This window comes from Vibrio sp. CB1-5 (assembly GCF_059412285.1).
In genome coordinates this window covers 31,795-56,282 of the sequence record NZ_JBJHPB010000032.1, presented here as the reverse complement: position 1 = coordinate 56,282, position 24,488 = coordinate 31,795, and the positions used below count along the sequence as shown (strand labels likewise).

Here is a 24,488-nt window from a genome sequence, read left to right as displayed (position 1 = left end):
ATGGGATACCAACCTGACGGCCTAGTAGGATGTGCTCACGAGTCTGAGGCATTGGACCGTCAGTTGCAGCAACTACAAGGATACCACCGTCCATCTGTGCAGCACCAGTGATCATGTTCTTAACATAATCCGCGTGTCCTGGACAGTCTACGTGTGCGTAGTGACGAGTTGGAGTATCGTACTCAACGTGAGAAGTTGCGATTGTGATACCGCGCTCACGCTCTTCTGGAGCGTTATCGATAGATGCGAAGTCTTTCGCTTCACCGCCGTACACTTTTGCAAGAGTAGTACAGATTGCAGCTGTTAGAGTTGTTTTACCGTGGTCAACGTGGCCGATAGTACCAACGTTTACGTGCGGTTTCGTACGTTCAAATTTTTCTTTAGACATGAGTTGTCCCTCTAGGTACGGATTTAAGTGGCTTTGAAGACCACGCAACCAAAAAATCTTGGTAATAAAGCTTCTTTCAACCAATAAACATAGTTTAGGTAAAAGAAAGTATCAAAAGGAAAATTGCTTTGAGAGCTGGTGCTGATAGGCAGACTCGAACTGCCGACCTCATCCTTACCAAGGATGCGCTCTACCACCTGAGCTATATCAGCACTCTAAATGAGTTGGAGCGGGCAGCGGGAATCGAACCCGCATCATCAGCTTGGAAGGCTGAGGTAATAGCCATTATACGATGCCCGCAACACGTAACTCTGAGAGCTATTCCCTAAAGAATATGGTGGGGGGGGACGGATTCGAACCATCGAAGGCAGTGCCGGCAGATTTACAGTCTGCTCCCTTTGGCCACTCGGGAACCCCCCCAAATTTTACTTACCATTTTCGTCATCATTGCCCTAGGCAAAGTGAAAATGGTGCCGACTACCGGAATCGAACTGGTGACCTACTGATTACAAGTCAGTTGCTCTACCTACTGAGCTAAGTCGGCATAAGTGGAGCGCATTCTATTGAATGAATCTTGTGGATGCAACCGTTAAATTGAAAAAAAATCCGATTTTCACCACATTCTTTTTGTTTGACGACTTTTTGTACACATTTCGAGAAATTAGCGTAACCCTATTGCATGAATTATTTGATTTATCCCTTGCTTCAGGTATGTTCAGCACTCAGTCACTTTATTCCATGGTTAGGTTACCTATGAGTCCCTTTATGTCATTCAGTCGAGAGCAATGGTCAGCGCTTCGTAACGCCGTACCCATGACCCTCACAGAAGAAGACCTAAAAGAGCTTCAAGGCATCAATGAAAAACTAACTATGCAGGAAGCCACTGACGTCTACCTGCCACTTTCTAGGTTGCTTAACCTTTATGTTGCAGCAAGACAGCGCCGTAACTCCGTACTGGGCGAGTTTTTAGGTAATACCGAACATACACCGCCGTTTGTCATAGGCATCGCAGGGAGTGTCGCTGTTGGTAAAAGCACCACCGCACGTCTGCTAAAAGCACTATTAAGTCGCTGGGACAATCACCCAAAAGTTGAACTGATTACCACTGACGGCTTCTTGTACCCAAATAAGACACTACTCGAAAAGGGGTTGATGGGTAAAAAGGGCTTTCCAGAGTCTTACGATATGCGCCGCTTGGTGCAGTTCGTGTCCGATGTGAAAGCGTGCAAAAGAAATGTTCAGGCACCGGTCTATTCACATATCACTTACGATATTACGGAAGAAGAAAAGGTCGTAGACCTTCCTGACGTACTGATTATTGAAGGGTTAAACGTACTGCAAAGTGGTATGGATTATCCCCACGATCCACACCACGTGTTCATTTCCGACTTTCTCGATTTTTCGCTCTATGTGGATGCCAACAGCGAACAAATTGAGCAGTGGTACGTCAATCGCTTTATGAAATTCCGCGATGGCGCGTTTACTAAGCCAGGGTCTTACTTCAGCCACTACACCCAATTGAGCAAAGCAGAAGCCGAATCAAAAGCAAAGAACATTTGGGCGTCGATCAACGGCCTAAACCTGGTCGAAAACATCCTACCAACCAAAGAGCGCGCTCAGCTGATCTTACAAAAAGGCGCAGACCACAGCGTTGAAACGGTATACCTAAGAAAGTAATAAAAGCTCTGATTTTATGCGCTTTATCCATAGGACCATAGGACCTTTAATCACTGGCTTTTCGTAACGATATTTCACCGCCAACGTACGACTCTATCCCTCGCTCAGTTTCAAGCAGTACCGCACCTGTCGCATCAATGCCTCGCACAATGCCTTTGATCTCACGCGGTCCCATGATGAGTTTGACTTCACGACCTAAGAAGTTGTCGTGCTGATTCCAGCGCTCGACAAAGCCATGCAAACCGCGCAGTTCATAATCTTCCAATGCCGCTTGCCAAGCTTTAATAAACGCGACGACTAAATCATTACGGCTAAACGGTGTGTCTACTACTTCATTGAGCGATGTCCAAGGCTGATCGATACCGGTCACTTGCTCACTCATGTTGAGGTTCATTCCCATACCAATCACTAGGTTTGCGGCGCCGCCGGCTTGGCCTGACATTTCAACCAAAATTCCGGCAAGCTTTTTATCTCGGTAATACAGGTCATTCGGCCACTTGAGCTTCACTCCCTCAATTCCTAGCTCTTGCAGTGCTTCAACTATAGCAACACCCACGACTAGGCTCAGCCCCATCGCCGCTGCCATCCCAGCTTCCAAACGCCAGTACATCGACAGATACAGATTACTGCCAAATGGCGATACCCATTGTCTGCCGCGGCGCCCACGACCTTTAGCTTGGTACTCTGAGATACAGACGCAGCCTGACTCTAAGGACTCTTGCTTGTCGAGTAAGTACTGGTTGGTTGAATCAATGATTGGGATCAACTCAAACGGTGTCGACACACTCTGTGCAAGGCGCTTTTCGCTCAATAGTTCCATCGGCTGAGCTAATTGATAGCCTTTGCCTTGAACTCGGAAAATATCTACGCCCCACTCTTGAATGCCTTTAATGTGTTTGCTCACTGCGGCACGCGAGATCCCAAGATCGTCGCCCAATGTCTCACCTGAGTGGAAGCCACCAGTGGCAAGCCTAGTGAGAATAGCCAGTTTCATTTGATGCTCTTTCATAGCAAGTCCTTCAAATACACTTCATGGCTTGCGCCCATAAAGCGCACCTCATGCTCAAGTTCAACACCAAATTTATCTAACACGGTTTGACGTACAAACGCCGCCAGGCGAACCACATCGTCAGCCGTGGCATCATCATGATTAACCAAAACCAAAGCTTGGTTTGGATGCACCATAGCACCACCGATTTGATGCCCTTTTAGACCACACTGGTCAATAAGCCAGCCGGCCGCGAGCTTCATTCCATTCTCGGCTGGATAGGCCACCACAGCATCGTGTTTAGCTTTAACTGAGGCATACAACGCATGACTGATGATTGGGTTTTTGAAAAAACTGCCCGCATTACCAATCACTGCTGGGTCCGGCAGCTTCTCTTGGCGAACCTTCACAACCACATCAAACACCTGCTTGGGTGTCACTGTGGTCAGATCCAGCGATTGCAAAGGGCCATAGCTAAGGTTTGGTCGCCACTGCTTGTCTAGCTCTAAGCCTATCGCAGTCACGATCGCCTTGTCTTTCAATGCATGTTTGAAAATGGAATCACGATAGCCAAACTGACATTCATCTCGAGAAAGCCTTTTAACTTCGAACGTTTGCAAACAAAGATAATCAACGTAACGACAGATATCTTTCAGCTCAATACCATACGCACCAATATTTTGGATCGGTGCACTGCCCGAACAGCCTGGTATCAAGGCCAGATTTTCAATGCCCGCATAGCCATGTTCCACACACCACTTCACCAAGCTTGGCCAATCTTCGCCGCCACAAATATGTAACTTGTGAGTGGTCGCCGTATCGCTTACCTCAATGCCGCTCAAGCGATTAATGATCACGACCCCTTCGAATGGCGCAGTGAACAGCATATTGCTGCCCTTACCTAACATCAGTTTTGGTAGATCATGCCACTCTGGGCGCTGGTAGACCGCAATTAAATCCTCAACCGAGTGAACCTCGACTAAAGCGTGACATTGCTGATCAATACCAAAGGTGTGATATGGGCGGAGCTGAGCGTTGTTTTGAATTTGCATGGGCGTCGATTGATGGCTTACACTGCCGCTATTCTATCCTTTTGGAGTCCGAATTGGCTATGGATACGTTAAATTTCGGTGTGCTTGACCCGATAAAGCTCCCTATTGCAAAAAAACTCTACAAAGCGCACTACCCTGCTGGTAAGCCAAAAAGCGATGAACGCATCCTGACACTAAGTCGCAATCAAACCCTAAGTGCTCTGGTTCGTTTTCGCTCCATTGAACAGTATCGGCTCATGACCGGTATGCTGGTCGTCCCCGAGCAGCGCGGTCTCGGTTTAGGTCACCAACTGATGGCGCAGCTACAACAAACAGAACTCAAAGATGGCGATTTTTGTTTCGCTCTGGGTCATCTTGAGAGTTTTTACGCACAGCACGGCTTTAAAACTCTAGCAGAAGAGGAGCTACCCAACCCACTTAAACAGCTGTTTTGTCGCTATATTCAGGGTGGTAAGTCGCTGGTTGCGATGCGTTACCTTGATCCCCGTTAAACTTATCAACGGTTTACTACCCATTTAGGACAAGAATTTGGTAAAATTCTAGGTTCGCAATTTTGCAATGACCAAAGGTACAGTCTCTACATGATGGCTTTTAGGAACTCTTTTGAACAGCTTCCCTCAATCGCGCAGGATCCGAGTAAACTCGATGTTTTGCTCTCTGCTAGCGACTATCGCGAACATCTCATTCAAGCGATACGCGAAGCAAAGTCAAGAATCTACCTAGTCGCACTGTATTTGGAAGATGACGACGCAGGACGCCAAATTTTTAGCGAGCTTTATCAAGCGAAACAAAATAACCCAGCCTTGGATATCGCAGTCTGTGTTGACTGGCACCGAGCGCAGCGCGGCCTTATTGGCGCTAAGCAATCTGACGGCAACGCGGTGATGTATCGCGAGTTTCGTGAAAGACATCAACATGGCGTCCCTGTGTATGGTATTCCAGTTCGCGGTCGTGAAGTGTTCGGTGTACTGCACTTAAAAGGCTTTATCATCGACGATACCGTCGTCTATAGCGGTGCTAGCCTCAACAACATTTACCTAAACTACAAAGACCGCTATCGTTTCGACCGCTATCACGTGCTCGAAAACGCCAAGCTTGCCAACAGCATGGCGAACTTTGTGGCCACAGAGATGATCGCTAACCCAGCTGTCAATGATTTGTCACTGCCACAAAAGCCAACCACAAAAGAAATCAAAGCGGAGATCCGCCAACTGCGTGGTTCACTGTCTCAAGCACGCTATGAATTTGATGCTGAGCCTGCGAACGAGAACCAAGTTTCGGTCACGCCGATTGTGGGTATTGGCAAGCGTCGCAATAAGCTTAACCAAAGCATCAATCAGCTTCTTGCTAGCGCCAAAGACGAGATCTTTATTTGTACGCCTTATTTCAACTTCCCTAAATCGGTCGCGAAAGAGATTAAGCGTGCACTAAAACGTGGGGTTAAAGTACGTATTGTGGTTGGTGATAAGACCGCGAATGACTTCTACATTTCACCAGAAGAAGACTTTAAGACCATTGGTGGCCTGCCTTATCTGTATGAGATGAACTTACGCCGCTTCGCCAAAGCCAATGAAGCACACATTGCTAGCCGCAACCTTTGTATTCGTTTGTGGAAACACGATGAAAACAGCTTCCACCTAAAAGGGATCTGGGTTGATAAACGCTACATGCTGATCACGGGTAACAACCTTAATCCACGCGCTTGGAGCTTGGATTTAGAGAACGCAATTCTGATTCAGGATCACTACTCTCACTTAGTTGAGAAGTTCGATGCTGAGATTGAGAATATTCTTGAGCATACTCAGTTGATTTGTACCTATAAGCAGCTTGAGAAGGTGGAGAACTATCCGGTGCCGGTACAGAAGTTGTTGAAGAAGATTACTCGGGTTAGGGCTGATCGGGTTTTGAAGCAGTTGCTTTAGAATTCAAAATAACGTCATTCTCATAAGGATGACGATGTTCCGTCATCCCCTTGAAAAAGGGGATCTCGCGCGGCAAGTGGTTCACTTTGTTTGAGCACAATACTCGCGGACAGAGATCCTCACTTTCGTGAGGATGACGATGTTTTAGTGAGGATGACAGCATCAGTTAGAACTAACAACTATCGACTGACGTTGGACACAAAAAAACCAGCCTCTCGGCTGGTTTTTTCATATCTCACCTAAGTCAATTAAGACTTAGCTTCGCGGCTTGCACGCTTACGGTCGCTTTCCGATAGGAACTTCTTACGGATGCGGATGCTTTCAGGTGTTACTTCTACTAGCTCGTCATCGTCGATGAACTCAAGTGCTTGCTCAAGAGTCATGATGATTGGCGGAGTAAGAACCTGTGCGTCATCCGTACCAGATGCACGAACGTTAGTTAGCTGCTTACCTTTAAGCGGGTTAACTGTTAGGTCGTTATCACGGCTGTGGATACCGATAACCATACCTTCGTAAACCTCAACACCGTGACCGATAAACATACGGCCGCGCTCTTGTAGGTTGAAGATAGCGTTGGTTAGTGCTTTACCAGCACCGTTCGAGATAAGCACACCGTTCACACGCTGACCGATCTCACCGCCCTTGAATGGACCGTAGTGATCAAACGTATGGTAAAGAAGACCAGAACCAGACGTTAGCGTCATGAACTCAGTTTGGAAACCGATAAGACCACGAGATGGCATCATAAAGTCCATACGGATACGACCTTTACCATCAGGAGCCATGTCAGTTAGCTCACCCTTACGAAGACCGATAGCTTCCATGATGCTACCTTGGTGCTCTTCCATAACGTCAATAGTTACAGTTTCGTACGGTTCTTGCTTCTGACCATCTTCTTCTTTGATGATAACTTCAGGACGAGAAACCGCTAGCTCGAAGCCTTCACGACGCATGTTTTCGATAAGGATAGATAGGTGTAGTTCACCACGACCTGATACACGGAACTTGTCTGGATCATCAAGTTGCTCAACGCGTAGTGCAACGTTATGAACCAATTCCTTCTCTAGACGCTCAAGGATGTTACGTGAAGTCACGAACTTACCTTCTTTACCAGCGAATGGAGACGTGTTTACTTGGAACGTCATGGTAACTGTTGGTTCGTCAACAGAAAGTGCTGGTAGCGCTTCTACTTGGCCTTGATCACAGATTGTATCTGAGATTTTTAGCTCGCCAAGACCAGTGATTGCGATGATGTCGCCCGCAGTTGCTTGCTGAACTTCATGACGCTCAAGACCTAGGTAACCAAGGATAGTACCCACTTTACCGTTGCGAGTCTTACCGTCAGCACCAACAACCGTTACTTGTTGGTTAGGCTTAACCGTACCGCGAGTTACACGGCCTACACCGATAACACCCACGTATGAGCTGTAGTCTAGCTGAGAGATCTGCATCTGTAGTGCACCCTCTGGGTCAACCGCTGGCGCTTCTACGTTATCAACGATAGCTTGGAATAGGGCTTCCATGTTCTCGCCTTCTTCGCCTTCTTCAAGCGTAGCCCAGCCGTTTAGTGCTGATGCGTAAACCACTTGGAAGTCTAGCTGCTCGTCAGAAGCACCTAGGTTGTCGAATAGGTCGAATACTTGATCCATAACCCAGTCAGGACGAGCACCTGGACGGTCAATCTTGTTGATAACAACAATTGGCTTTAGACCGTGTGCGAATGCTTTTTGCGTTACGAAACGCGTTTGTGGCATTGGACCGTCTACCGCGTCAACGATAAGTAGTACAGAGTCTACCATCGACATAATACGCTCTACTTCACCACCGAAGTCCGCGTGTCCCGGAGTATCTACGATGTTGATGTGGTAGTCGTTCCAGTTGATCGCGGTATTCTTAGCAAGAATGGTAATACCACGCTCTTTTTCAATATCGTTCGAGTCCATAACTCGCTCTTCAGTTTCACCGCGAGACTCAAGAGTACCGGATTGCTGAAGCAGCTTGTCAACAAGGGTAGTTTTACCGTGGTCAACGTGCGCGATAATCGCAATGTTTCTTAACTTATCAATCTGTGGAGTTGACATAGATTTCTTTCACTCAGTCAAGAGTCGCCGCACGATAGCCGCTGACTCGATTAAAAAAACGCCCGCAATATACCAGAAATAACGAGAGTTGTGATCTTCTTCGTTGAAATCTTGCTTAAACATAGTCGCTTTATACTGGTTTTGCCGTAAAACGACGCCATAAAGCGGTCGTTTCACCAAATCGACGCATGACGAAAGCCAAGCTTCACGTATCGGTTGACAGGTGAGTCAAAACCATGCTGAATGTATGGGCTATTTGATTCAACTTGGTGCAAGAATTTAACATCGCACACTTATGGTGCAATCAATGATCATTTTGGTGCAAACGTTTGCTCCAATTTGGAGCTGAGTTTTATATCATATTGAAAAATAACGGATTTATTTTTTGGCACGGTTCTAGCTTTATTAGAATCAGCATCGATTAACGCACTTCACTAAGCAGACGTTAATCAATGCCGATTAACACTAATCGAGCACTTAACCGCTTTAATAACACTGGAGGTTTTCCAAGATGTCAGTAGAAAATGTTCTATCGCTGATCCAAGAGAACGAAGTTAAATTCGTAGATCTACGCTTTACAGATACTAAGGGTAAAGAGCAACACGTTTCTATCCCTGCACACCAAGTAGACGCAGACTTCTTTGAAGAAGGTAAAATGTTTGACGGTTCTTCTGTTGCTGGCTGGAAAGGCATCAACGAGTCAGACATGGTGATGATGCCAGACGCAGCAAGCGCGGTTCTTGACCCATTCACTGAAGATGCAACTCTGAACATTCGTTGTGACATCCTAGAGCCTGCAACTATGCAAGGCTACGACCGTGACCCACGTTCAATCGCTAAGCGCGCTGAAGACTACCTACGCTCAACAGGTATCGCTGATACTGTTCTAGTGGGTCCAGAGCCAGAGTTCTTCCTATTCGACGACGTTAAGTTTGCAACAGACATGTCTGGTTCATTCTTCAAAATCGACGACGTAGAAGCAGCTTGGAACACAGGTACTGACTTCGAAGGCGGTAACAAAGGTCACCGTCCTGGCGTTAAAGGTGGTTACTTCCCAGTAGCTCCAGTTGACTCTTCTCAAGACATCCGTTCTGCAATGTGCCTAGTTCTAGAAGAAATGGGTCAAGTTGTTGAAGCGCACCACCACGAAGTAGCAACTGCGGGTCAGAACGAAATCGCAACGCGTTTCAACACGCTAACGGCGAAAGCGGACGAAATCCAAGTTTACAAGTACGTTGTACACAACGTTGCTCACGCATTTGGTAAAACAGCGACATTCATGCCTAAGCCACTAGTTGGCGACAACGGCAGCGGTATGCACGTTCACCAATCTCTAGCGAAAGACGGTGTTAACCTGTTCGCTGGCGACAAGTACGGCGGCCTATCTGAAATGGCGCTTTACTACATCGGTGGTGTTATCAAGCACGCTAAAGCAATCAACGCATTTGCTAACGCATCAACTAACTCGTACAAGCGTCTTGTACCAGGCTTCGAAGCACCAGTTATGCTTGCTTACTCTGCACGTAACCGTTCTGCTTCTATCCGTATCCCAGTGGTACCAAGCCCGAAAGCACGTCGTATCGAGCTACGTTTCGGTGACCCATCAGCAAACCCATACCTATGTTTTGCTGCAATGCTTATGGCTGGTCTTGACGGTATCAAGAACAAGATCCACCCAGGTGAAGCAATGGACAAAGACCTTTACGATCTACCAGCTGAAGAAGCGGCAGAGATCCCAACAGTGGCTTACTCACTAAAAGAAGCGCTAGAGTGTCTAGACGCTGACCGTGAGTTCCTAACATCTGGCGGTGTATTCTCTGATGACTTTATCGATTCTTACATCGACCTTAAGTCTCAAGACGTAGAGAAAGTAAACATGACCACTCACCCACTTGAGTTTGAACTGTACTACTCAGTTTAATCGACAAAATGGCATGAATTTCATGTTTTCATAAATATTAGGCTCGCCTCGCAGGCGGGCCTTTTTTCTATTCGAAATCCCCGCTTTGCACGTTAGCATAACCAGACTTTCTCACCCAATGTAAGGTCTATCGTATGATCGCTGCGCGATGCATTTTCCCTACTATCGCTGGCCTATTCGTCCTTGTTAGCAGTCCTATTTTTGCGACCGATATTTATCATTGGAAAGACGAGCAAGGGAACCTCCACTTTAGCGATTTTCCCGATAGCCAAAATGCGCAAATTTTATCACTGCCAGATGTGCCCACGCCACCACAAATCCTCAGCGAAGCCCCCGTGGATTGGACATCAAGCCCATTCTCGGATCAAAGCCAAGCCAAAACAAACGCGAAGCTCGCCCTGACCATTGCAAGTCCACAGCATGATGCGACGATACGAAATAACTCCGGTGATTTCTCTGTCAGCGCTGCTCTTAAGAGCTCGCTGAATGAGGAACAGGCATTGCAGCTTCTTCTCGATGGCAAACCTTATGGCTCCCCACAAACCACGGCAAGTTGGCGCTTAACCAACATAGATCGCGGTACTCACACCTTAACCCTACAAGTACAGCAAAGCGGCAAGGTAATTGCATCATCCGATACTATAACAGTGCATCTTCATCGTGCATCGGTGCAATAGTAAGCAGAACCGCCCTGACGCTTTTACTCTAGTTTGAATTGCGCCATACTTAGCTTATGCAATGCACCATTTTAGTGCACAGAGCGAACCTCGCTCGTGCAGTGCACCAAATTAGAACAGAGTAAGGAGAGCGTGTGGCAAACTGTGAACTGACCGATGCAATACTCAACAATGTTGTAACGGCAACATTGATGCTCAACGAAGGGCTGACGGTTCAATATGCCAACCCCTCTGCCGAACAACTTTTTTCTCAAAGTTCGAAACGCTTGGTTGGCTGCCATTTGTCGCAGTTTATCCAACACGCGTCATTGGATCTCGCACTACTCACACAGCCGCTACAGAGCGGTCAAAGCATCACCGACAGCGACGTGACCTTTGTGGTCGATGGCAAGCCTTTGTTACTCGAGGTAACGGTCAGCCCACTCTCTTGGAACAAGGAACTGATGCTATTGGTAGAGATGCGCAAGATTGGCCAACAAAAAAGACTCACACAAGAGCTCAATCAACACGCCCAGCAGCAAGCTGCTAAGCTTCTCGTCCGGGGCCTTGCCCATGAGATAAAAAATCCACTGGGAGGGTTGCGAGGCGCTGCTCAACTGTTGTCAAAGATGCTGCCAGATCCGTCACTCAATGAATACACCAACATAATTATTGAACAAGCCGACCGACTGAGAGCGCTTGTCGATCGACTACTCGGTCCACAAAGACCGGGCACCAAAAAACAAGAAAACCTCCATCTGATATTGGAGAAGGTACGCCAGTTGGTAGAGCTAGAAGCTGGGACGGGGCTCGCTATCGAGCGTGATTATGACCCAAGCCTGCCGCCTATTTTAATGGACACGGATCAGATTGAGCAGGCGCTGCTCAATATCACCAGCAATGCTGCACAAATTCTCAGCCGCCAAGACAATGGCAAGATCACCATGCGTACCCGCACCGTGCATCAAGCCAATATTCACGGCCAGCGTCATAAGCTCGCAGCTCGCATAGAAATTATCGACAATGGACCTGGTATCCCTGCCGAACTTCAAGACACACTGTTTTATCCAATGGTCAGTGGTCGAGAAGGTGGTACTGGATTAGGCCTGTCCATTTCGCAAAACTTGATCGACCAACACAATGGAAAAATAGACGTAGAAAGTTGGCCCGGTCGTACCATTTTTACTATTTATCTACCCATTTAATTGCCCTAAGAGGCCGTTGGGTAAGCTTGCTGTAAGGAAGTTTGGCTATGAGTAAAGGATATGTATGGGTCGTCGATGACGACAGCTCGATACGATGGGTAATGGACAAAACCCTATCGTCGGCAAACATTAAGTGTGAAACCTTCGCTGATGCGGAGAGCGTATTAATGGCATTGGAACGTGAAACGCCAGATGTGTTGGTGTCTGACATTCGCATGCCCGGCATCGACGGTATTGAGCTGCTCAACCGCGTTCAGCAGAGCGCACCAGAGCTGCCAGTCATCATCATGACGGCGCACTCTGATTTGGACGCAGCGGTCAACGCCTATCAAAAAGGGGCATTTGAGTACCTGCCAAAACCGTTCGATATTGACGAAACCCTCACCTTAGTCGAGCGTGCGATCACCCATAGCCAAGAGCAGAAAAGCGCCCTATCCACTGAAGAAACCATTGCCGCTGAAGCGCCAGAAATCATCGGTGAAGCACCAGCGATGCAAGAAGTGTTTCGCGCCATCGGCAGATTGTCACGCTCTTCCATCTCAGTGCTCATCAACGGTGAATCAGGTACAGGTAAAGAACTCGTCGCACATGCGCTGCATCGCCACAGTCCTCGTTCAAGCAAGCCTTTCATCGCCCTTAACATGGCGGCAATCCCTAAAGACTTGATCGAGTCAGAGCTGTTCGGCCATGAGAAAGGCGCATTTACCGGCGCCAACAGTGTTAGACAAGGTCGCTTTGAGCAAGCCAACGGTGGTACCCTGTTCCTGGATGAAATTGGTGACATGCCACTCGATATTCAAACCCGTTTACTGCGCGTATTGGCCGACGGTCAGTTCTACCGCGTTGGTGGTCACTCTGCTGTTAAAGTTGATGTGCGAATCGTCGCTGCAACGCACCAAAACTTAGAGAAGTTAGTGAATGATGGTGAGTTCCGTGAAGATTTGTTCCATCGCTTGAACGTCATTCGCATCCACATACCGTCTCTAAGAGAGCGTAAGCAAGATATTGAAAAACTCACGCTGCACTTCCTCTCATTGGCTGCGGAAGAGCTAGGCGTAGAAACCAAATCACTCAATCCCGATACGGTCGAGATCCTCAATCAACTTGATTGGCCGGGTAACGTACGCCAGCTAGAAAACACCTGTCGCTGGCTAACGGTGATGGCGAGCGGCAGTGAAATACTGCCTAATGACTTGCCACCAGAGCTACTAGATGAGCCGAAACGCATGACCGAGATGAGCGGCGGTGATTGGCAGCAACTGCTCTCATCATGGGCACAACAAGCTCTAGCCTCGGGAGAAACTGAGATCCTCAATCGCGCTCAACCGGAGTTTGAACGCATTTTGCTTGAGGCAGCGCTCTCGCATACCAACGGTCACAAACAAGATGCCGCCAAAGTGCTCGGCTGGGGTCGAAACACCCTAACCCGCAAACTTAAAGAGCTTTACTAGCGTAACCGGTGGCAGACAAAGGGCATTTTAGGCAAATAACGTTAGCAGCCATGTTAGTGTGTTGATTATTAACAAAATAGGTAGTTATTTGCCTCAATAGCCTAAACTTCCCACGGATTTAGCCGATAAAAAAACAAAGCGCGATGCCTATAAGCGCGCTACTCGAATTCTGTTTTATCGGTTAAGTGCCTTATCTCTATGCCTGGTTTGTTTACGCTCTCTCTCAAAAAAGCACTCATTGCGCCTTTTATCGTGGTGTTCTTGTGCTCGGTTGGCACTATTTTGTGGCTACAGAAGCAGCGTTACGATGACTTAGCGCTGGATGTGAGTGAAAAGCAGCTATCGAGTCTCACCACCAATGTGGTGCAGAGCTTGGATATCTACTTAGATAAACCGATGACCGCGGTAAAAGCGCTCGCTCACGCCATCGAATACCACAAGCTCTATACGCCGAACGACGCCGCGAAGCTCGAGGATTATCTGCGTTCCAGTTTCGCTACTCTCAATGTCCAATCACCACAAATCGACCTTATGGGATTTGGCGGCGAGCAAGGAGAATTCTTGGCCATGAGAGCGGCAGAACGCTCAGCAGAGCAGGCTAAATTCTCGTTAATGGTAAAAGATTCCGGTACCAACGGCGATCTACTGATCTACGCCGATGACCACAGAGACTCGGATATCCTTGGTCACATTGCAGCCTACGATCCACGTCAACGCCCTTGGTATTTACCGATCCGCCAGCAGCTTCAAGCCGCATGGTCTGAGGTGTACACCAACGCCGATGCTGCTCAAGAGGTCACCATTTCTGCCCTCGCCCCGGTGTTTCAATCGGATTCTGGGAAACGTTCTTTAGTCGGTGTTGCCGCTATCGATGTACAGATCGATACCTTCCGACAGTTTTTAGCCAGTTTGAATGTTACCCACCAAGCCAAAGTCTATGTGATGGATGCCAAACAAGCGCTAATCGCGCAAAGCGATTCGACAACGATCCTTGATGACTCAGGTCAACGCCGTTTACTGACAAACAGCAAAGACCCGATGGTACAGCACATTAGCCAAGCGATTGAATCGCTGTCCAGCAAACAGTCCGTGCTACTGACTCATCAAGATGAACAGACTCAATACATCATGGTCAGTCACTACCAAACCAGCACTCAAATCAACTGGTATGTGGTTGTCGTTATCTCGGCCGCAGATCTGATGGGTGATATTCCCGTCGTCAGCCAGCAAACGTTTTGGGTTAGTCTGTTACTGGGACTTTCTGGTATGGGACTAGGCATTTTTGTTCTCAACCGTCTCACTGTCCCACTATCGGAAACGGCAAAAGCGGCAAAACAGATCGCCAATGGTTCTTGGGATTACCCGCTACCTAAGCGTAACCAAATCACGGAAATTTCACAGCTGTTGCAAAGCTTCTCGGCAATGCGTTCGCACCTTCAAGCCTCGTTTCATGCGCTCAGAGAGCAACTTGTCCGAGACAACCTGACTAAGCTCTACAGCCGCCAGGGGTTTATAGAAACCTGCGATTCACTTAAAGCGCCACAAAACGGCTGCGGAGCCATGCTGCTGATTGGTATTAACCAATTTCGTGACATCAATGACAGCTTGGGTCACCATTATGGCGATGCACTGCTGACCATAGTCGCTGAGCGCCTTAAAGCTTGGGTACTCACGGAAAGTGGCGTGCTGGGACGTGTCGGCGGCGACGAGTTTGCCGTCTATCTGCCCAATCTCAGCTCGCAAGAAAAGCTCTGTTATCAACATCGTCTAAAGCAGATTTTCGCAGCGCCGTTTGTCGTCGCTGGAGAGCCACTCAGTCTCAATATCTCCATCGGTGTCGCCCACGACTGTGATAATGCCGATATGTGCTTGAGAAATGCCGGGATTGCCTTGAGTCACGCCAAAACCGATAACAACCGGATCAGCGTCTACACCCCAGTAATGGCAGAGCAATCTAAGAACAAGACTCGAATGCTAACTTATCTGAGGCACGCACTCGATCATGACCTGTTCGAAGTTTACTTCCAGCCCTTGGTCGATATCCGCACTGGCGCGCCTTTTGGCGCAGAAGCACTATTAAGGCTGCGTGACCAAGATGGAAAATTCATCTCGCCATTGAGCTTTATTCCTCTGGCGGAGAGCTCTGGCCTTATCAAAGCGATAGGGCAGCATATGGCGGCAGATGCGATGCAAACCGTCAAGCGCGCCATTGAACAAGGCAGGCTGCCACCGCAATTTCAACTGCACATCAATGTCTCCGTCATTGAGCTTTCTGATAAAGAGTATATTGGGCAGTTGCAGCGCTTGCTTGAGCAAACGAAGTTCCCAGCGAAGCAGTTGACGGTAGAAATTACCGAATCTCAGCTCGCTGATAACGATCCGGTTATCCTTGCCAATATGGCGCACATCAAAGCTCTAGGTGTGAGTATTGCGATTGATGACTTTGGCACCGGATATTCATCACTGGCCTACCTACACAAGCTGCCGTTTGACAGCATTAAAATCGATAAGGCGTTTGTCGATAGATTAACGCGCGACAACGTCGAAGACAGCGTTGTCGCGGCGATCAGCAAGCTATCACGAAGCTTTGGGTTTAGTTTGGTGGCAGAAGGCGTTGAAACGCCAGTACAAGCGGAGCTTATCCGTCTGTTGGGGTGTCATCATGCGCAGGGGTACTTGTTCAGCCCACCGCTACCGCTTGAACAGTGGCCTTCCTTACACTGGGGGCAAGAGCCCAACTTAGAACCAACAGCATAACAGGCACAAAAAAGTCCGCTATCGAGCGGACTTTTTACTGTCGGTATGAGCGGTTAAATCACTCGCGAGAACTGCTGTTGGCGCGCACGTTGACGTAAGTACTTATCAAAGCTCATACAGATGTTACGGATCAACAAACGACCACGGAGCGTCACATCAATCGTGCGCTCAGAGACACTCACCAACTCATCGTCAATGAAAGTCTGCAGCAGTGACATATCTTCTGCAAAGTACTGATTAAAATCGACAGAGAAGGTGTTCTCAATGAACTTCTTATCTAGACTAAAGTTACAGATAAGCTGCTTAATCACTTCACGGCGGATCAAGTCATCTTTATCCAGTACGACCCCTTTCCAAAGCGCGTGACGGGATTCGATGACCTGCACGTAGTACTTCTTCAGCTCTTTTTGGTTTTGTGCGTAACTATCACCAATCATAGAGATCGCCGACACACCAAAACCGACCAAATCACAGTCACCCTGTGTGGTGTAGCCTTGGAAATTACGATGCAATTCACCGGCACGCTGAGCGACCGCTAGTTCATCTTCTGGAAGTGCGAAGTGATCCATACCGATAAACTGGTAACCAGCACCGGTTAGCGTCGCGATAGTATCTTGCAAGATAGCCATCTTTTCTTCCGCTTGCGGTAAGTCTTCGTCTTTAATTTTACGCTGCGCTGCAAACAAGTTAGGCATATGAGCGTAGTTAAACACCGACAAACGGCCAGGACGCATGGTCAGCACTTGCTCAAGAGTTTTAGCAAAACGCGCTTGAGTTTGCTTTGGCAAGCCGTAGATCAAATCGAGGTTGGTTGAACGGAAGCCAAGCTCTTTAGCGCGCTTAGCCATCGCAAAGATAAACTCTTCGTCCTGCTCACGGTTAACCAAGGTTTGAACTTCTTTATTGAAGTCTTGCACGCCGATACTCAAGCGGTTAAAACCTTCTTCACGAAGGTGGTCAAGCATGTCCAGTTCGATTTCGCGAGGATCAACTTCAATACTGATTTCAGCGCCCTGTTCAAAGAAGAACTCACCACGCAGTATCGCCATCAAACGACTGATTTGACTCTTAGACAAAAACGTTGGTGTACCACCACCAAAGTGCAGTTGCGTCACTTTACGACCTTGCAATAAGGTCGCACGCTGACGAATTTCATGCTCAAGCACATCTAAGTACTCATCGGCCTTATGGGCATGACGAGTGATGACTTTATTACAACCACAGTAGTAGCAAAGCTTGTGACAGAATGGGATGTGTACATACAGAGACAGCGGACGATCTGGGTATTGGCTACATGCCATATCGAAATCAGAGATGGTATACGCTTCATGAAACTCAACCGCAGTCGGGTAAGAGGTGTAGCGTGGTCCCGAGTAGTTATACTTATCGAGAATCGCTTGATCCCATACAATTTGCGGTTGAGTGTCGGATTGATTTTGAGACATGGTCATACTTCCAATATACACGGTGCTGTCACCCTGCGACTGCCAACCTGTATTTGAGTCGGTAGCGCATTCGATAAGGCGCTATTTTGCCACACTAGTAAACCATATAGCGACTGTGGGCGTTTCGATCGCTATAGTTTGTGGCGAGTAATCGCCAAATTTGCTAGGGCGATCACTCGCCCTACCTTAAGCAAATACCCTTAGCCCACCAACTTAATATCAATTTGATCGTTAAGCGGCTTTACAGTGCGTTGCAGCACTTTCATCTCTTCAATGATACTGTCATTGAGACGCGCTTCGGCTTTTTGCCTAGCTAAATTGTCGCGCATGCGCTGCTGCTTTTCCATTGCTTGCCTTGCTTCTCCACGCGGCATGTCTTTGACGACATGATAAAGCTCAGCGGTGGCTGGAAAGTCCTTATCGAAGTCGACACGCTCTTCACCTTGAACATAGTCCATGATGTTGTAGAGACGAATCGCTGCTTCCGATAAATCGCACTGCCCCTGGATCGTTGCTAAGCAAATGGTATCAACACTTTCAAAAATGTTGGCATTACGCTTTTTAATCGCCAAATCACGATGCTGCTGTTGCAACTCCTTTTGCTTTTTAAGTTGCAGTAGCAAATACCCAGCGTAACCTGCCAAACCCACAATAATGAGCGTGCCAACAAGGGCTAACAGAGTAACGGTATTCATCTACTTTACCTCTCGCTATCCTTTGAACTGGTCCATATCGACATCTTCGAACTGAGACAGAAGCTCGTCATCGCTGCTCGCTTTCTTGTTTGGTGCAGACACGGGTTCTTCGAACATTTCTTCTTCGTCGTACTCAGGTTCCATCAGACCTAGTTGGTTCATCAGCTTCTCAATACGATCCAGCTTTTCATCAACATATTTCTGTAGGCCTGCACCTAGGTTCTCACCATTTTCGATGCGATCCAGCAACACATTCAGTTGTGCATCATTCTCGAGCATCTCTAGCTCTTGCTCAGCAGAAAGACGACGCTCAACCTTGGTTGGTTTCGTCTTCGGCTCCACAATCAGTGGGATCTTTTTCTTGCTGCCAAGGCGCGGATCCAGTTTTGCAGAACCTGTGCCCTGCTTCATTTCTTTGCCTTCAGAGTGGCGACTACCTGACTTCTGACCTTTACGCTTTTTCAAACGCTTGCGAAGGCGGCCGTCTACATCCGCTTGTGAACGGTTACGCGTAACCGCAACTACCGGCTCTGGATTCGAACCCGGTTTTCTTGATTTTTTCTTACGACTCATTACGTAAGCTTCCTCAGTAAAATGACATCATTACCAATGAATTCTATATCCAGCCCGTCTCGTTCTGCGAGGTACAAGAACGTGGCTCGACTAAAGAAAACAACATGTGTCTGGTCATTTTTGTAGTGCCATTTAGCAAATGCGTCTACATCGATGACCAGTTTTGTCATTAAGCCTAACCATCCACCAGGCTTAATGAGCGATAACCATTGTTGCCAAACCTGGTTTGGCTCATACAAGTGCTCGATCACCTCTGTCGCGGTCACCACATCGTAACTAGTATCGAGTACGGATTTATCCGGATAATAGTACAGATCGTACAGGGCCATGTCATGGCCTTGCTCAGTGAGCATCAGTGACAGAGTCGGACCCGGACCACATCCAAAGTCTAGTCCTTTTGAACCGGGCGCAATTCGCTGCAAAATTGGGTCTGCCAATCGAGACAAAAAACGTCGGTAACCTTGGTCTTGGGGATCGTTATTATGGAGGTCATAGTGTGCCTTTTCACTCACCGCATCTAGACGCTGCTCTCTTGGTACAAAGACCAGTTCACAACTCTCGCACTGTAAGTAATCACGCTTTTTATCACTATGGTAATGGTGGACGGATTGTCCCGAACACAGTGGGCAAGCTTCCACAATTCCTCTCCTTCTCGATACCCTGATCAATACAAGGGTGCGAAACATACCAGAAAGTGAGCACTGTGGGGAGTAGAGATGGGTATTTTTTCTACAATTTCGTCAATTTAATCGTGGAAAATCGGCGGACGGCCAAGGATGACCGTCCCGCCAAGAGGCATTACATCCAATCTGTGTTGCGAATAATACCTACCGCAATACCTTCAATCGCAAGGTGTTGTGCCGTCAGATCCACCTCAATCGGCGAAAACTCTTCATTTTCAGCATGCAGAAGCACAGTTGCCCCTTTGCGCTCTAAACGCTTCACGGTTACATCTTCGTCTACACGCGCTACGACGACCTGTCCATCGCGAACATCCTGCGTTTTGTGCACCGCTAGCAAATCGCCATCCATGATGCCGATGTCTTTCATACTCTCGCCGTTAACGCGAAGTAAGAAGTCCGCTTGAGGCTTAAACATACCCGGATCGACTTGGTAATGCGCTTCAACGTGCTCTTGAGCCAAAATCGGCTCACCCGCTGCAACTTGGCCAATCAAAGGCAAACCTTGGTCTTCGTTCGCAGGCTCTTGCTCAAGCAAAATGCGGATCCCGCGCGAAGCGCCAGGGATAATTTCAATCGCTTTTTTACGAGCGAGCGCTTTTAGGTGTTCTTCGGCCGCATTCGCTGAACGGAACCCAAGTTCCTTGGCGATTTCGGCGCGCGTAGGTGGCATACCTACATCGTCTATTTTGGCTTTGATTAAATCAAAAACCTGCTGTTGTCGGGCCGTTAGCGGCTTCATACATCACCTGTCTGTTTATACAGTTAACTGTGAGTATATCCAGTAATTGGCTAATTGCAACGATAATTGGTTGTTTTTTTAGCAAATTGGCACCATAACTAATCACAGTGGTGTAGTGATTCTTAAATCGACGGCTAGGTGCTTTTTTTAATAAAAGGTAAGACCAGTTTCTGGTATGCTTGGCGCGCGTTAAATTTAATGTCTAGGATTTATCTGTAACATGGTAATACCATGCTTACTCCTCGGCATTGTTTCTTTGAACAAATTGAGGCTGTGAACCTTTATGTCTTCAGGACAATCACTGTTCCGTTCCTTTATAAAACTGCCCATGTCGGTGCTAGTAAAAGGGACGGCGATTCCATCTAACCCCATCGAAGACCACAACATCGATATCTCGAAGCCTGTGGTGTATGCACTGCCCTTCAGCTCTAACGTTGATCTGCTCACTCTACAAAAGCAAGCTATTGCAGTAGGACTGCCAGATCCACTCGAGCCGATCGTGCTTAATGGCGAAGAACGTGATCGCTTTGTGTTCATTGCATCAAGGCCAACCTTGATTAATAGCGACCAGCATGTCCCGAACGAATCCATTGCTCTGTTCTCAGACTTACTCAAAGAGCACGAGAAAGACCCAACACTCGACGTACAAGTGATCCCAACGACTGTGTTGTGGGGGCGCAAGCCCGGAAAAGAAGAAACACCTAAGCCTTATTTGCAGCCGATGAATGGCCTGCAAAAGACCAAGGCTGTGTTAGCCTCGGGCCGCGACTGTATGGTGCGCTTTAGCCCAGTGGTCTCCCTGCGCTATATGGCTGATTCACACGGCACCGATGAGTCCATCGCCCACAAGCTGGCTCGTGTGGCGCGCATCCACTTTTCTCGCCAGAAACTGGCGGTATCAGGTCCCAACCTGCCGAACCGCCAAGTGTTGTTCCACCGTTTGTTGAACTCGCAAGTGATTGAGCAAGCGATCAAAGATCACGCACAGAGCAATAACGTACCGGAAGAGAAAGCGCGCAAAGAAGCGCAACAAATCATGGATGAGATCGCCGCGGACTTCTCTTACAAACTGGTGAAGAGTGGTGACCATGTCCTCACTTGGCTTTGGAACAAGCTCTATCAGGGCATCAACGTCAGCAATGCCTCGACGGTACGTCGTCTGGCGCAAGACGGTCATGAGATTGTCTACGTGCCGTGTCACCGCAGCCATATGGATTACCTGCTACTGTCGTACGTGCTATACAACGAAGGCATGGTGCCACCACATATCGCCGCGGGTATTAACCTGAACTTCTTCCCGGCGGGTCCGATTTTCCGCCGTGGTGGTGCATTCTTTATTCGCCGTAGTTTTAAAGGCAATAAGCTGTATTCGACGATTTTCCGTGAGTATCTCGCTGAACTGTTTGCAAAAGGCTACTCCGTCGAGTATTTCAGTGAGGGTGGTCGTTCTCGTACAGGCCGTCTATTGCAAGCCAAGACGGGCATGCTGGCCATGACTATTCAAGCGATGCTGCGCGGCCTAAACCGCCCTGTTACTCTCGTGCCGGTATACATCGGATATGAGCACGTAATGGAAGTGAGCACGTACGCGAAAGAGCTGCGCGGTAAGCGCAAAGAAAAAGAGAACGCTGGTCAGGTGCTCAAAACACTGCGTAAGTTGCGTAACTTCGGCCAAGGCTACGTCAACTTTGGTGAACCAATCCCGCTGAACCAGTATCTCAACGAGGCAGCACCAAATTGGACGCAAGATATCGACCCTATGGGCACCAGCAAACCTCAATGGCTGGCTCCTGCTGTGAATGAGCTTGCCACTAAGATGATGACCAACATTAACGACGCAGCCGCAGCTAACGCTCTGACCTTGTGCGCGACCGCGCTGTTAGCGTCGCGACAACGCGCGTTGTCTCGTGACAGCTTGGTCAATCAAATTAATTGCTACCTATCTGTGCTAAAACAGGTGCCTTACTCTAAGACTTGTACATTACCAAGCGCTTCTGCTGAAGAGTTGGTTGCGCACGCTGAGTCACTGGATAAGTTTGTGATTGAATCTGATACCTTAGGCGACATTATCTCGCTCGATCGACATCAATCCATCTTGATGACCTACTATCGCAACAACATCATTCACTTGTTTGCGCTGCCGTCACTGATCGCTCAGATGCTGATCCGTCAGCACAAGCTTTCGCTTGAGCAAATCCAGTACAATGTCCGTAAGCTATATCCGTTCCTGAAAAAAGAACTGTTCTTGAGTATTGAAGAGAGTGAACTGGAATCGGTCGTCGATAGCATTGTCCATGAACTAACCAGACAAGAGCTCGTGATCGTAGAGCAAGGTGTGGTGTCGATGAACCAATCGAACACGCAAACGCTGATGCTACTTGGTCGCACCATTTCAGAAACCTTGCAGCGCTATGCGATTTCTTTGAATCTTCTAGCCAGCTACCCTGAACTTGGTAAGAGCGACCTTGAACAGAAAAGCCAGGACATCGCTCAGCGCCTTGGCCGTCTGCACAGCATTAACGCACCAGAGTTCTTTGATAAAGGCGTATTTGCTGCCCTGTTCAGCACCCTAAAAGAGCAAGGCTACCTCGACATTGATGGCAACTGCGACATCGCGGCAACCGAGAATCTAGCAAGCCTGCTGTACGGTCTGCTTTACCCAGAAGTACGCCTCACTATCCAAGAGAGTGTGCATCAAAGCGAACCTTTACTAGAGGACGTGAACGACGAGCCTGAAGGTGCCTAGCAAGCTAAAACCCAATTAGAAAGGGCGCGTTCATTGCAATGAACGCGCCCTTTTTTATCTGTATTTCTATTTTTGAATCATTGAAGCCACTGTTTATTAAAGCCACTGTTTATTGAAGCAAGAAGGCACTCAGTAAGCCAACCGTCACCGCCATACCTACATAGTTATTATTAAGGAAGGCTTGGAAGCAAAGTGGGCGTTCACGATGACGAATAAGCCACTGCTGATACACAAACAACGCACTGACTGCTAGAAGGCACCAATAGAAACTCGCGCCCAGCTGATAACTATAACCGAGCCCCATCAGCATCAATAACGTAGTGAGCTGCAACACACCAATGATCAGCTTATCGCGTTTACCAAACAAAATCGCCGTCGATTTGATGCCAATTTTTAAATCGTCTTCTCTATCCACCATCGCGTATTGGGTGTCATAAGCGATCGTCCACAGCGCGTTGATAACAAACAAGAACCACACCACAGGCGGCAAAACATTGGCCTGAGCCGCAAAGGCCATAGGGATAGACCAGCTGAACGCTAAACCCAAGAACAGTTGTGGCAAATGAGTATAACGCTTCATAAACGGATAAATAAACGCGAGCGCGACACCCACAAACGACAGTTGAATCGTAAAGGTGTTCATGGTCAGCACTAATACAAAAGAGGCCAATGCCAAAAACACAAACAGGCCCAAAGCCTCTTTCGACGAAACCATGCCAGAAGGCAGTGGTCGGCCTTTGGTACGCTCAACGTGACCATCGACTTTTCGATCCGCAAAGTCATTGATCACACAACCCGCGCTGCGCATCATCACGACCCCAAGGGTAAACACCACCAGCACCAGTAAATCCGGCATACCTTCGGCGGCAATCACCAGTGCCCACAATGTTGGCCACAACAGCAGCAGCGAACCAATCGGCTTATCCATGCGCATTAGTTGCCAGTAGGCTTTCGCCTTAGTTGAGGTCATTGACCACTCTCCTGTTGGTAGATTGGCGACTGAGGTAAAAACAGCTCAGCAACCAAAATAGGGTGTCCCTTCACCCACAATCTTGAGCGACGAGCAAACAGCTCACCATTTGGCGTCGCAATTCTTGCCACTTGCAATGCATCACGCTTGGTGTCAGCACTTGAGAACACCGTGACCCCAATTGGCACTGTGCCTTGCTGGGAAATGTCATACTGGCTACGATCCATCGACTCTAGTGACATGAGAGTTCGACCGATAACCCAAGGCGTATCATCACCGTAGAGCACTACTTCGCGCAGCCAGCATGCTTCATGGTCAAGGAGCTCGACTTCATCTTGCAACATGTCCTGTGATGGGCTGGCCTCACTGCGTACTATCTCGACAGAAAAATGGTCACAGTGCGTAGCCAATTTATGAGAAAGCGATCCCTGCTCCGTCAACCACTGCAACGCATGGCGATTTAGGGAGGGAAACTCGTCGGGGGATTGCCATTGAGCTTGGCGTAATATTTTCAGATATTCGACAGCGGAATCATTCAT

20 protein-coding genes and 4 tRNA genes are annotated in these 24,488 nt (G+C 48.1%); 9 read left to right on the top strand and 15 right to left on the bottom strand.

Annotation, left to right across the window (positions count from 1 at the left end; genetic code table 11):
• The 5 genes from ACJB0T_RS18910 to ACJB0T_RS18890 form a co-directional block, all read right to left on the bottom strand.
• On the bottom strand, window positions 1–388 hold a 388-nt coding region (locus ACJB0T_RS18910), incomplete at its 3' end, for a GTP-binding protein (RefSeq protein ID WP_244183175.1).
• A gap of 136 nt (window positions 389–524) precedes the next feature.
• A tRNA-Thr gene (locus ACJB0T_RS18905) sits at window positions 525–600 on the bottom strand.
• A gap of 13 nt (window positions 601–613) precedes the next feature.
• A tRNA-Gly gene (locus ACJB0T_RS18900) sits at window positions 614–688 on the bottom strand.
• Window positions 689–723: 35 nt separating this feature from the next.
• Window positions 724–808: transfer RNA gene (locus ACJB0T_RS18895), tRNA-Tyr, on the bottom strand.
• A gap of 48 nt (window positions 809–856) precedes the next feature.
• A tRNA-Thr gene (locus ACJB0T_RS18890) sits at window positions 857–932 on the bottom strand.
• Window positions 933–1,141: 209 nt separating this feature from the next.
• On the opposite strand from ACJB0T_RS18890, the gene coaA reads away from it, so the two are divergent.
• A complete protein-coding gene (gene coaA, locus ACJB0T_RS18885; RefSeq protein ID WP_479291932.1) occupies window positions 1,142–2,065 on the top strand; it encodes a type I pantothenate kinase in 924 nt (307 codons plus the stop codon).
• Between the two features lie 46 nt (window positions 2,066–2,111).
• Here the strand turns inward: coaA and birA are convergent, their stop codons facing one another.
• Complete coding sequence (gene birA / locus ACJB0T_RS18880; protein ID WP_479291934.1) at window positions 2,112–3,074, bottom strand: bifunctional biotin--[acetyl-CoA-carboxylase] ligase/biotin operon repressor BirA; 963 nt, start codon at window positions 3,072–3,074, stop codon at window positions 2,112–2,114.
• The gene (gene murB / locus ACJB0T_RS18875; RefSeq protein ID WP_479291935.1) at window positions 3,071–4,105 is read right to left on the bottom strand and encodes a UDP-N-acetylmuramate dehydrogenase; all 1,035 of its coding nucleotides are present in this window, start codon (window positions 4,103–4,105) and stop codon (window positions 3,071–3,073) included. The genes birA and murB overlap by 4 nt, the downstream gene beginning before the upstream one ends.
• Window positions 4,106–4,164: 59 nt before the next feature.
• Between murB and ACJB0T_RS18870 the strand changes: the two genes are divergently transcribed.
• Both ACJB0T_RS18870 and pssA read left to right on the top strand, forming a co-directional pair.
• Window positions 4,165–4,596 carry a GNAT family N-acetyltransferase gene (locus ACJB0T_RS18870; protein WP_479291937.1) on the top strand — a complete coding sequence of 144 codons (432 nt, stop codon included), beginning with the start codon at window positions 4,165–4,167 and terminating at the stop codon, window positions 4,594–4,596.
• 90 nt (window positions 4,597–4,686) lie between these two features.
• Window positions 4,687–6,027 carry a CDP-diacylglycerol--serine O-phosphatidyltransferase gene (pssA, locus tag ACJB0T_RS18865; protein WP_479291939.1) on the top strand — a complete coding sequence of 447 codons (1,341 nt, stop codon included), beginning with the start codon at window positions 4,687–4,689 and terminating at the stop codon, window positions 6,025–6,027.
• A gap of 248 nt (window positions 6,028–6,275) precedes the next feature.
• Here the strand turns inward: pssA and typA are convergent, their stop codons facing one another.
• Window positions 6,276–8,108 carry a translational GTPase TypA gene (gene typA, locus ACJB0T_RS18860; RefSeq protein WP_112461843.1) on the bottom strand — a complete coding sequence of 611 codons (1,833 nt, stop codon included), beginning with the start codon at window positions 8,106–8,108 and terminating at the stop codon, window positions 6,276–6,278.
• A 511-nt stretch (window positions 8,109–8,619) separates the two neighbouring features.
• Here typA and glnA point away from each other — a divergent pair.
• The 5 genes from glnA to ACJB0T_RS18835 all read left to right on the top strand — a co-directional run bounded on the left by glnA (window position 8,620) and on the right by ACJB0T_RS18835 (window position 16,098).
• Entirely contained in the window at window positions 8,620–10,029 is a 1,410-nt protein-coding gene (gene glnA, locus ACJB0T_RS18855) for a glutamate--ammonia ligase (RefSeq protein ID WP_006074981.1), read from the top strand.
• Window positions 10,030–10,163: 134 nt separating this feature from the next.
• On the top strand, window positions 10,164–10,706 hold the full coding sequence (locus ACJB0T_RS18850; protein WP_479291942.1) for a DUF4124 domain-containing protein: 543 nt from the start codon (window positions 10,164–10,166) through the stop codon (window positions 10,704–10,706).
• 134 nt (window positions 10,707–10,840) lie between these two features.
• Window positions 10,841–11,890: a nitrogen regulation protein NR(II) gene (glnL, locus tag ACJB0T_RS18845; RefSeq protein ID WP_479291943.1), complete on the top strand. Its 1,050-nt coding sequence runs from the start codon at window positions 10,841–10,843 to the stop codon at window positions 11,888–11,890.
• A 47-nt stretch (window positions 11,891–11,937) separates the two neighbouring features.
• Window positions 11,938–13,341 (top strand): nitrogen regulation protein NR(I), encoded by a 1,404-nt coding sequence (glnG, locus tag ACJB0T_RS18840; protein WP_479291945.1) that lies wholly within the window; start codon window positions 11,938–11,940, stop codon window positions 13,339–13,341.
• Window positions 13,342–13,539: 198 nt separating this feature from the next.
• Window positions 13,540–16,098, top strand: coding sequence for a bifunctional diguanylate cyclase/phosphodiesterase (locus tag ACJB0T_RS18835; RefSeq protein WP_479291947.1), 2,559 nt, complete (start codon window positions 13,540–13,542; stop codon window positions 16,096–16,098).
• 53 nt (window positions 16,099–16,151) lie between these two features.
• Here ACJB0T_RS18835 and hemN read toward each other — a convergent pair whose 3' ends face one another.
• The 5 genes from hemN to lexA form a co-directional block, all read right to left on the bottom strand.
• Window positions 16,152–17,543, bottom strand: a complete 1,392-nt coding sequence (gene hemN, locus ACJB0T_RS18830) for an oxygen-independent coproporphyrinogen III oxidase (protein ID WP_479291949.1) — start codon at window positions 17,541–17,543, stop codon at window positions 16,152–16,154.
• Between the two features lie 200 nt (window positions 17,544–17,743).
• Complete coding sequence (locus ACJB0T_RS18825) at window positions 17,744–18,238, bottom strand: DUF2489 domain-containing protein (protein WP_479291950.1); 495 nt, start codon at window positions 18,236–18,238, stop codon at window positions 17,744–17,746.
• A 15-nt stretch (window positions 18,239–18,253) separates the two neighbouring features.
• The gene (yihI, locus tag ACJB0T_RS18820) at window positions 18,254–18,811 is read right to left on the bottom strand and encodes a Der GTPase-activating protein YihI (protein ID WP_479291952.1); all 558 of its coding nucleotides are present in this window, start codon (window positions 18,809–18,811) and stop codon (window positions 18,254–18,256) included.
• Window positions 18,811–19,449, bottom strand: a complete 639-nt coding sequence (locus ACJB0T_RS18815) for a class I SAM-dependent methyltransferase (RefSeq protein ID WP_479291954.1) — start codon at window positions 19,447–19,449, stop codon at window positions 18,811–18,813. Before ACJB0T_RS18815 ends, yihI begins: the two co-directional genes overlap by 1 nt.
• 160 nt (window positions 19,450–19,609) lie before the next feature.
• Window positions 19,610–20,233: a transcriptional repressor LexA gene (gene lexA / locus ACJB0T_RS18810; protein ID WP_479291956.1), complete on the bottom strand. Its 624-nt coding sequence runs from the start codon at window positions 20,231–20,233 to the stop codon at window positions 19,610–19,612.
• A gap of 283 nt (window positions 20,234–20,516) precedes the next feature.
• Between lexA and plsB the strand changes: the two genes are divergently transcribed.
• Complete coding sequence (gene plsB, locus ACJB0T_RS18805) at window positions 20,517–22,979, top strand: glycerol-3-phosphate 1-O-acyltransferase PlsB (protein WP_479291957.1); 2,463 nt, start codon at window positions 20,517–20,519, stop codon at window positions 22,977–22,979.
• A 109-nt stretch (window positions 22,980–23,088) separates the two neighbouring features.
• Here plsB and ubiA read toward each other — a convergent pair whose 3' ends face one another.
• Window positions 23,089–23,949, bottom strand: a complete 861-nt coding sequence (ubiA, locus tag ACJB0T_RS18800; protein ID WP_479291959.1) for a 4-hydroxybenzoate octaprenyltransferase — start codon at window positions 23,947–23,949, stop codon at window positions 23,089–23,091.
• On the bottom strand, window positions 23,946–24,488 hold the full coding sequence (locus ACJB0T_RS18795; protein WP_479291961.1) for a chorismate lyase: 543 nt from the start codon (window positions 24,486–24,488) through the stop codon (window positions 23,946–23,948). The genes ubiA and ACJB0T_RS18795 overlap by 4 nt, the downstream gene beginning before the upstream one ends.

Excerpts from the sequence above, each read along its gene's own strand:
- coaA (WP_479291932.1), top strand. The coding sequence starts at position 1,142 with ATGAGTCCCTTTATGTCATTCAGTCGAGAGCAATGGTCAGCGCTTCGT.
- birA (WP_479291934.1), bottom strand. The coding sequence starts at position 3,074 with ATGAAAGAGCATCAAATGAAACTGGCTATTCTCACTAGGCTTGCCACT.
- murB (WP_479291935.1), bottom strand. The coding sequence starts at position 4,105 with ATGCAAATTCAAAACAACGCTCAGCTCCGCCCATATCACACCTTTGGT.
- ACJB0T_RS18870 (WP_479291937.1), top strand. The coding sequence starts at position 4,165 with ATGGATACGTTAAATTTCGGTGTGCTTGACCCGATAAAGCTCCCTATT.
- pssA (WP_479291939.1), top strand. The coding sequence starts at position 4,687 with ATGATGGCTTTTAGGAACTCTTTTGAACAGCTTCCCTCAATCGCGCAG.
- typA (WP_112461843.1), bottom strand. The coding sequence starts at position 8,108 with ATGTCAACTCCACAGATTGATAAGTTAAGAAACATTGCGATTATCGCG.
- glnA (WP_006074981.1), top strand. The coding sequence starts at position 8,620 with ATGTCAGTAGAAAATGTTCTATCGCTGATCCAAGAGAACGAAGTTAAA.
- ACJB0T_RS18850 (WP_479291942.1), top strand. The coding sequence starts at position 10,164 with ATGATCGCTGCGCGATGCATTTTCCCTACTATCGCTGGCCTATTCGTC.
- glnG (WP_479291945.1), top strand. The coding sequence starts at position 11,938 with ATGAGTAAAGGATATGTATGGGTCGTCGATGACGACAGCTCGATACGA.
- ACJB0T_RS18835 (WP_479291947.1), top strand. The coding sequence starts at position 13,540 with ATGCCTGGTTTGTTTACGCTCTCTCTCAAAAAAGCACTCATTGCGCCT.
- hemN (WP_479291949.1), bottom strand. The coding sequence starts at position 17,543 with ATGTCTCAAAATCAATCCGACACTCAACCGCAAATTGTATGGGATCAA.
- ACJB0T_RS18825 (WP_479291950.1), bottom strand. The coding sequence starts at position 18,238 with ATGAATACCGTTACTCTGTTAGCCCTTGTTGGCACGCTCATTATTGTG.
- yihI (WP_479291952.1), bottom strand. The coding sequence starts at position 18,811 with ATGAGTCGTAAGAAAAAATCAAGAAAACCGGGTTCGAATCCAGAGCCG.
- lexA (WP_479291956.1), bottom strand. The coding sequence starts at position 20,233 with ATGAAGCCGCTAACGGCCCGACAACAGCAGGTTTTTGATTTAATCAAA.
- plsB (WP_479291957.1), top strand. The coding sequence starts at position 20,517 with ATGTCTTCAGGACAATCACTGTTCCGTTCCTTTATAAAACTGCCCATG.
- ubiA (WP_479291959.1), bottom strand. The coding sequence starts at position 23,949 with ATGACCTCAACTAAGGCGAAAGCCTACTGGCAACTAATGCGCATGGAT.
- ACJB0T_RS18795 (WP_479291961.1), bottom strand. The coding sequence starts at position 24,488 with ATGAATGATTCCGCTGTCGAATATCTGAAAATATTACGCCAAGCTCAA.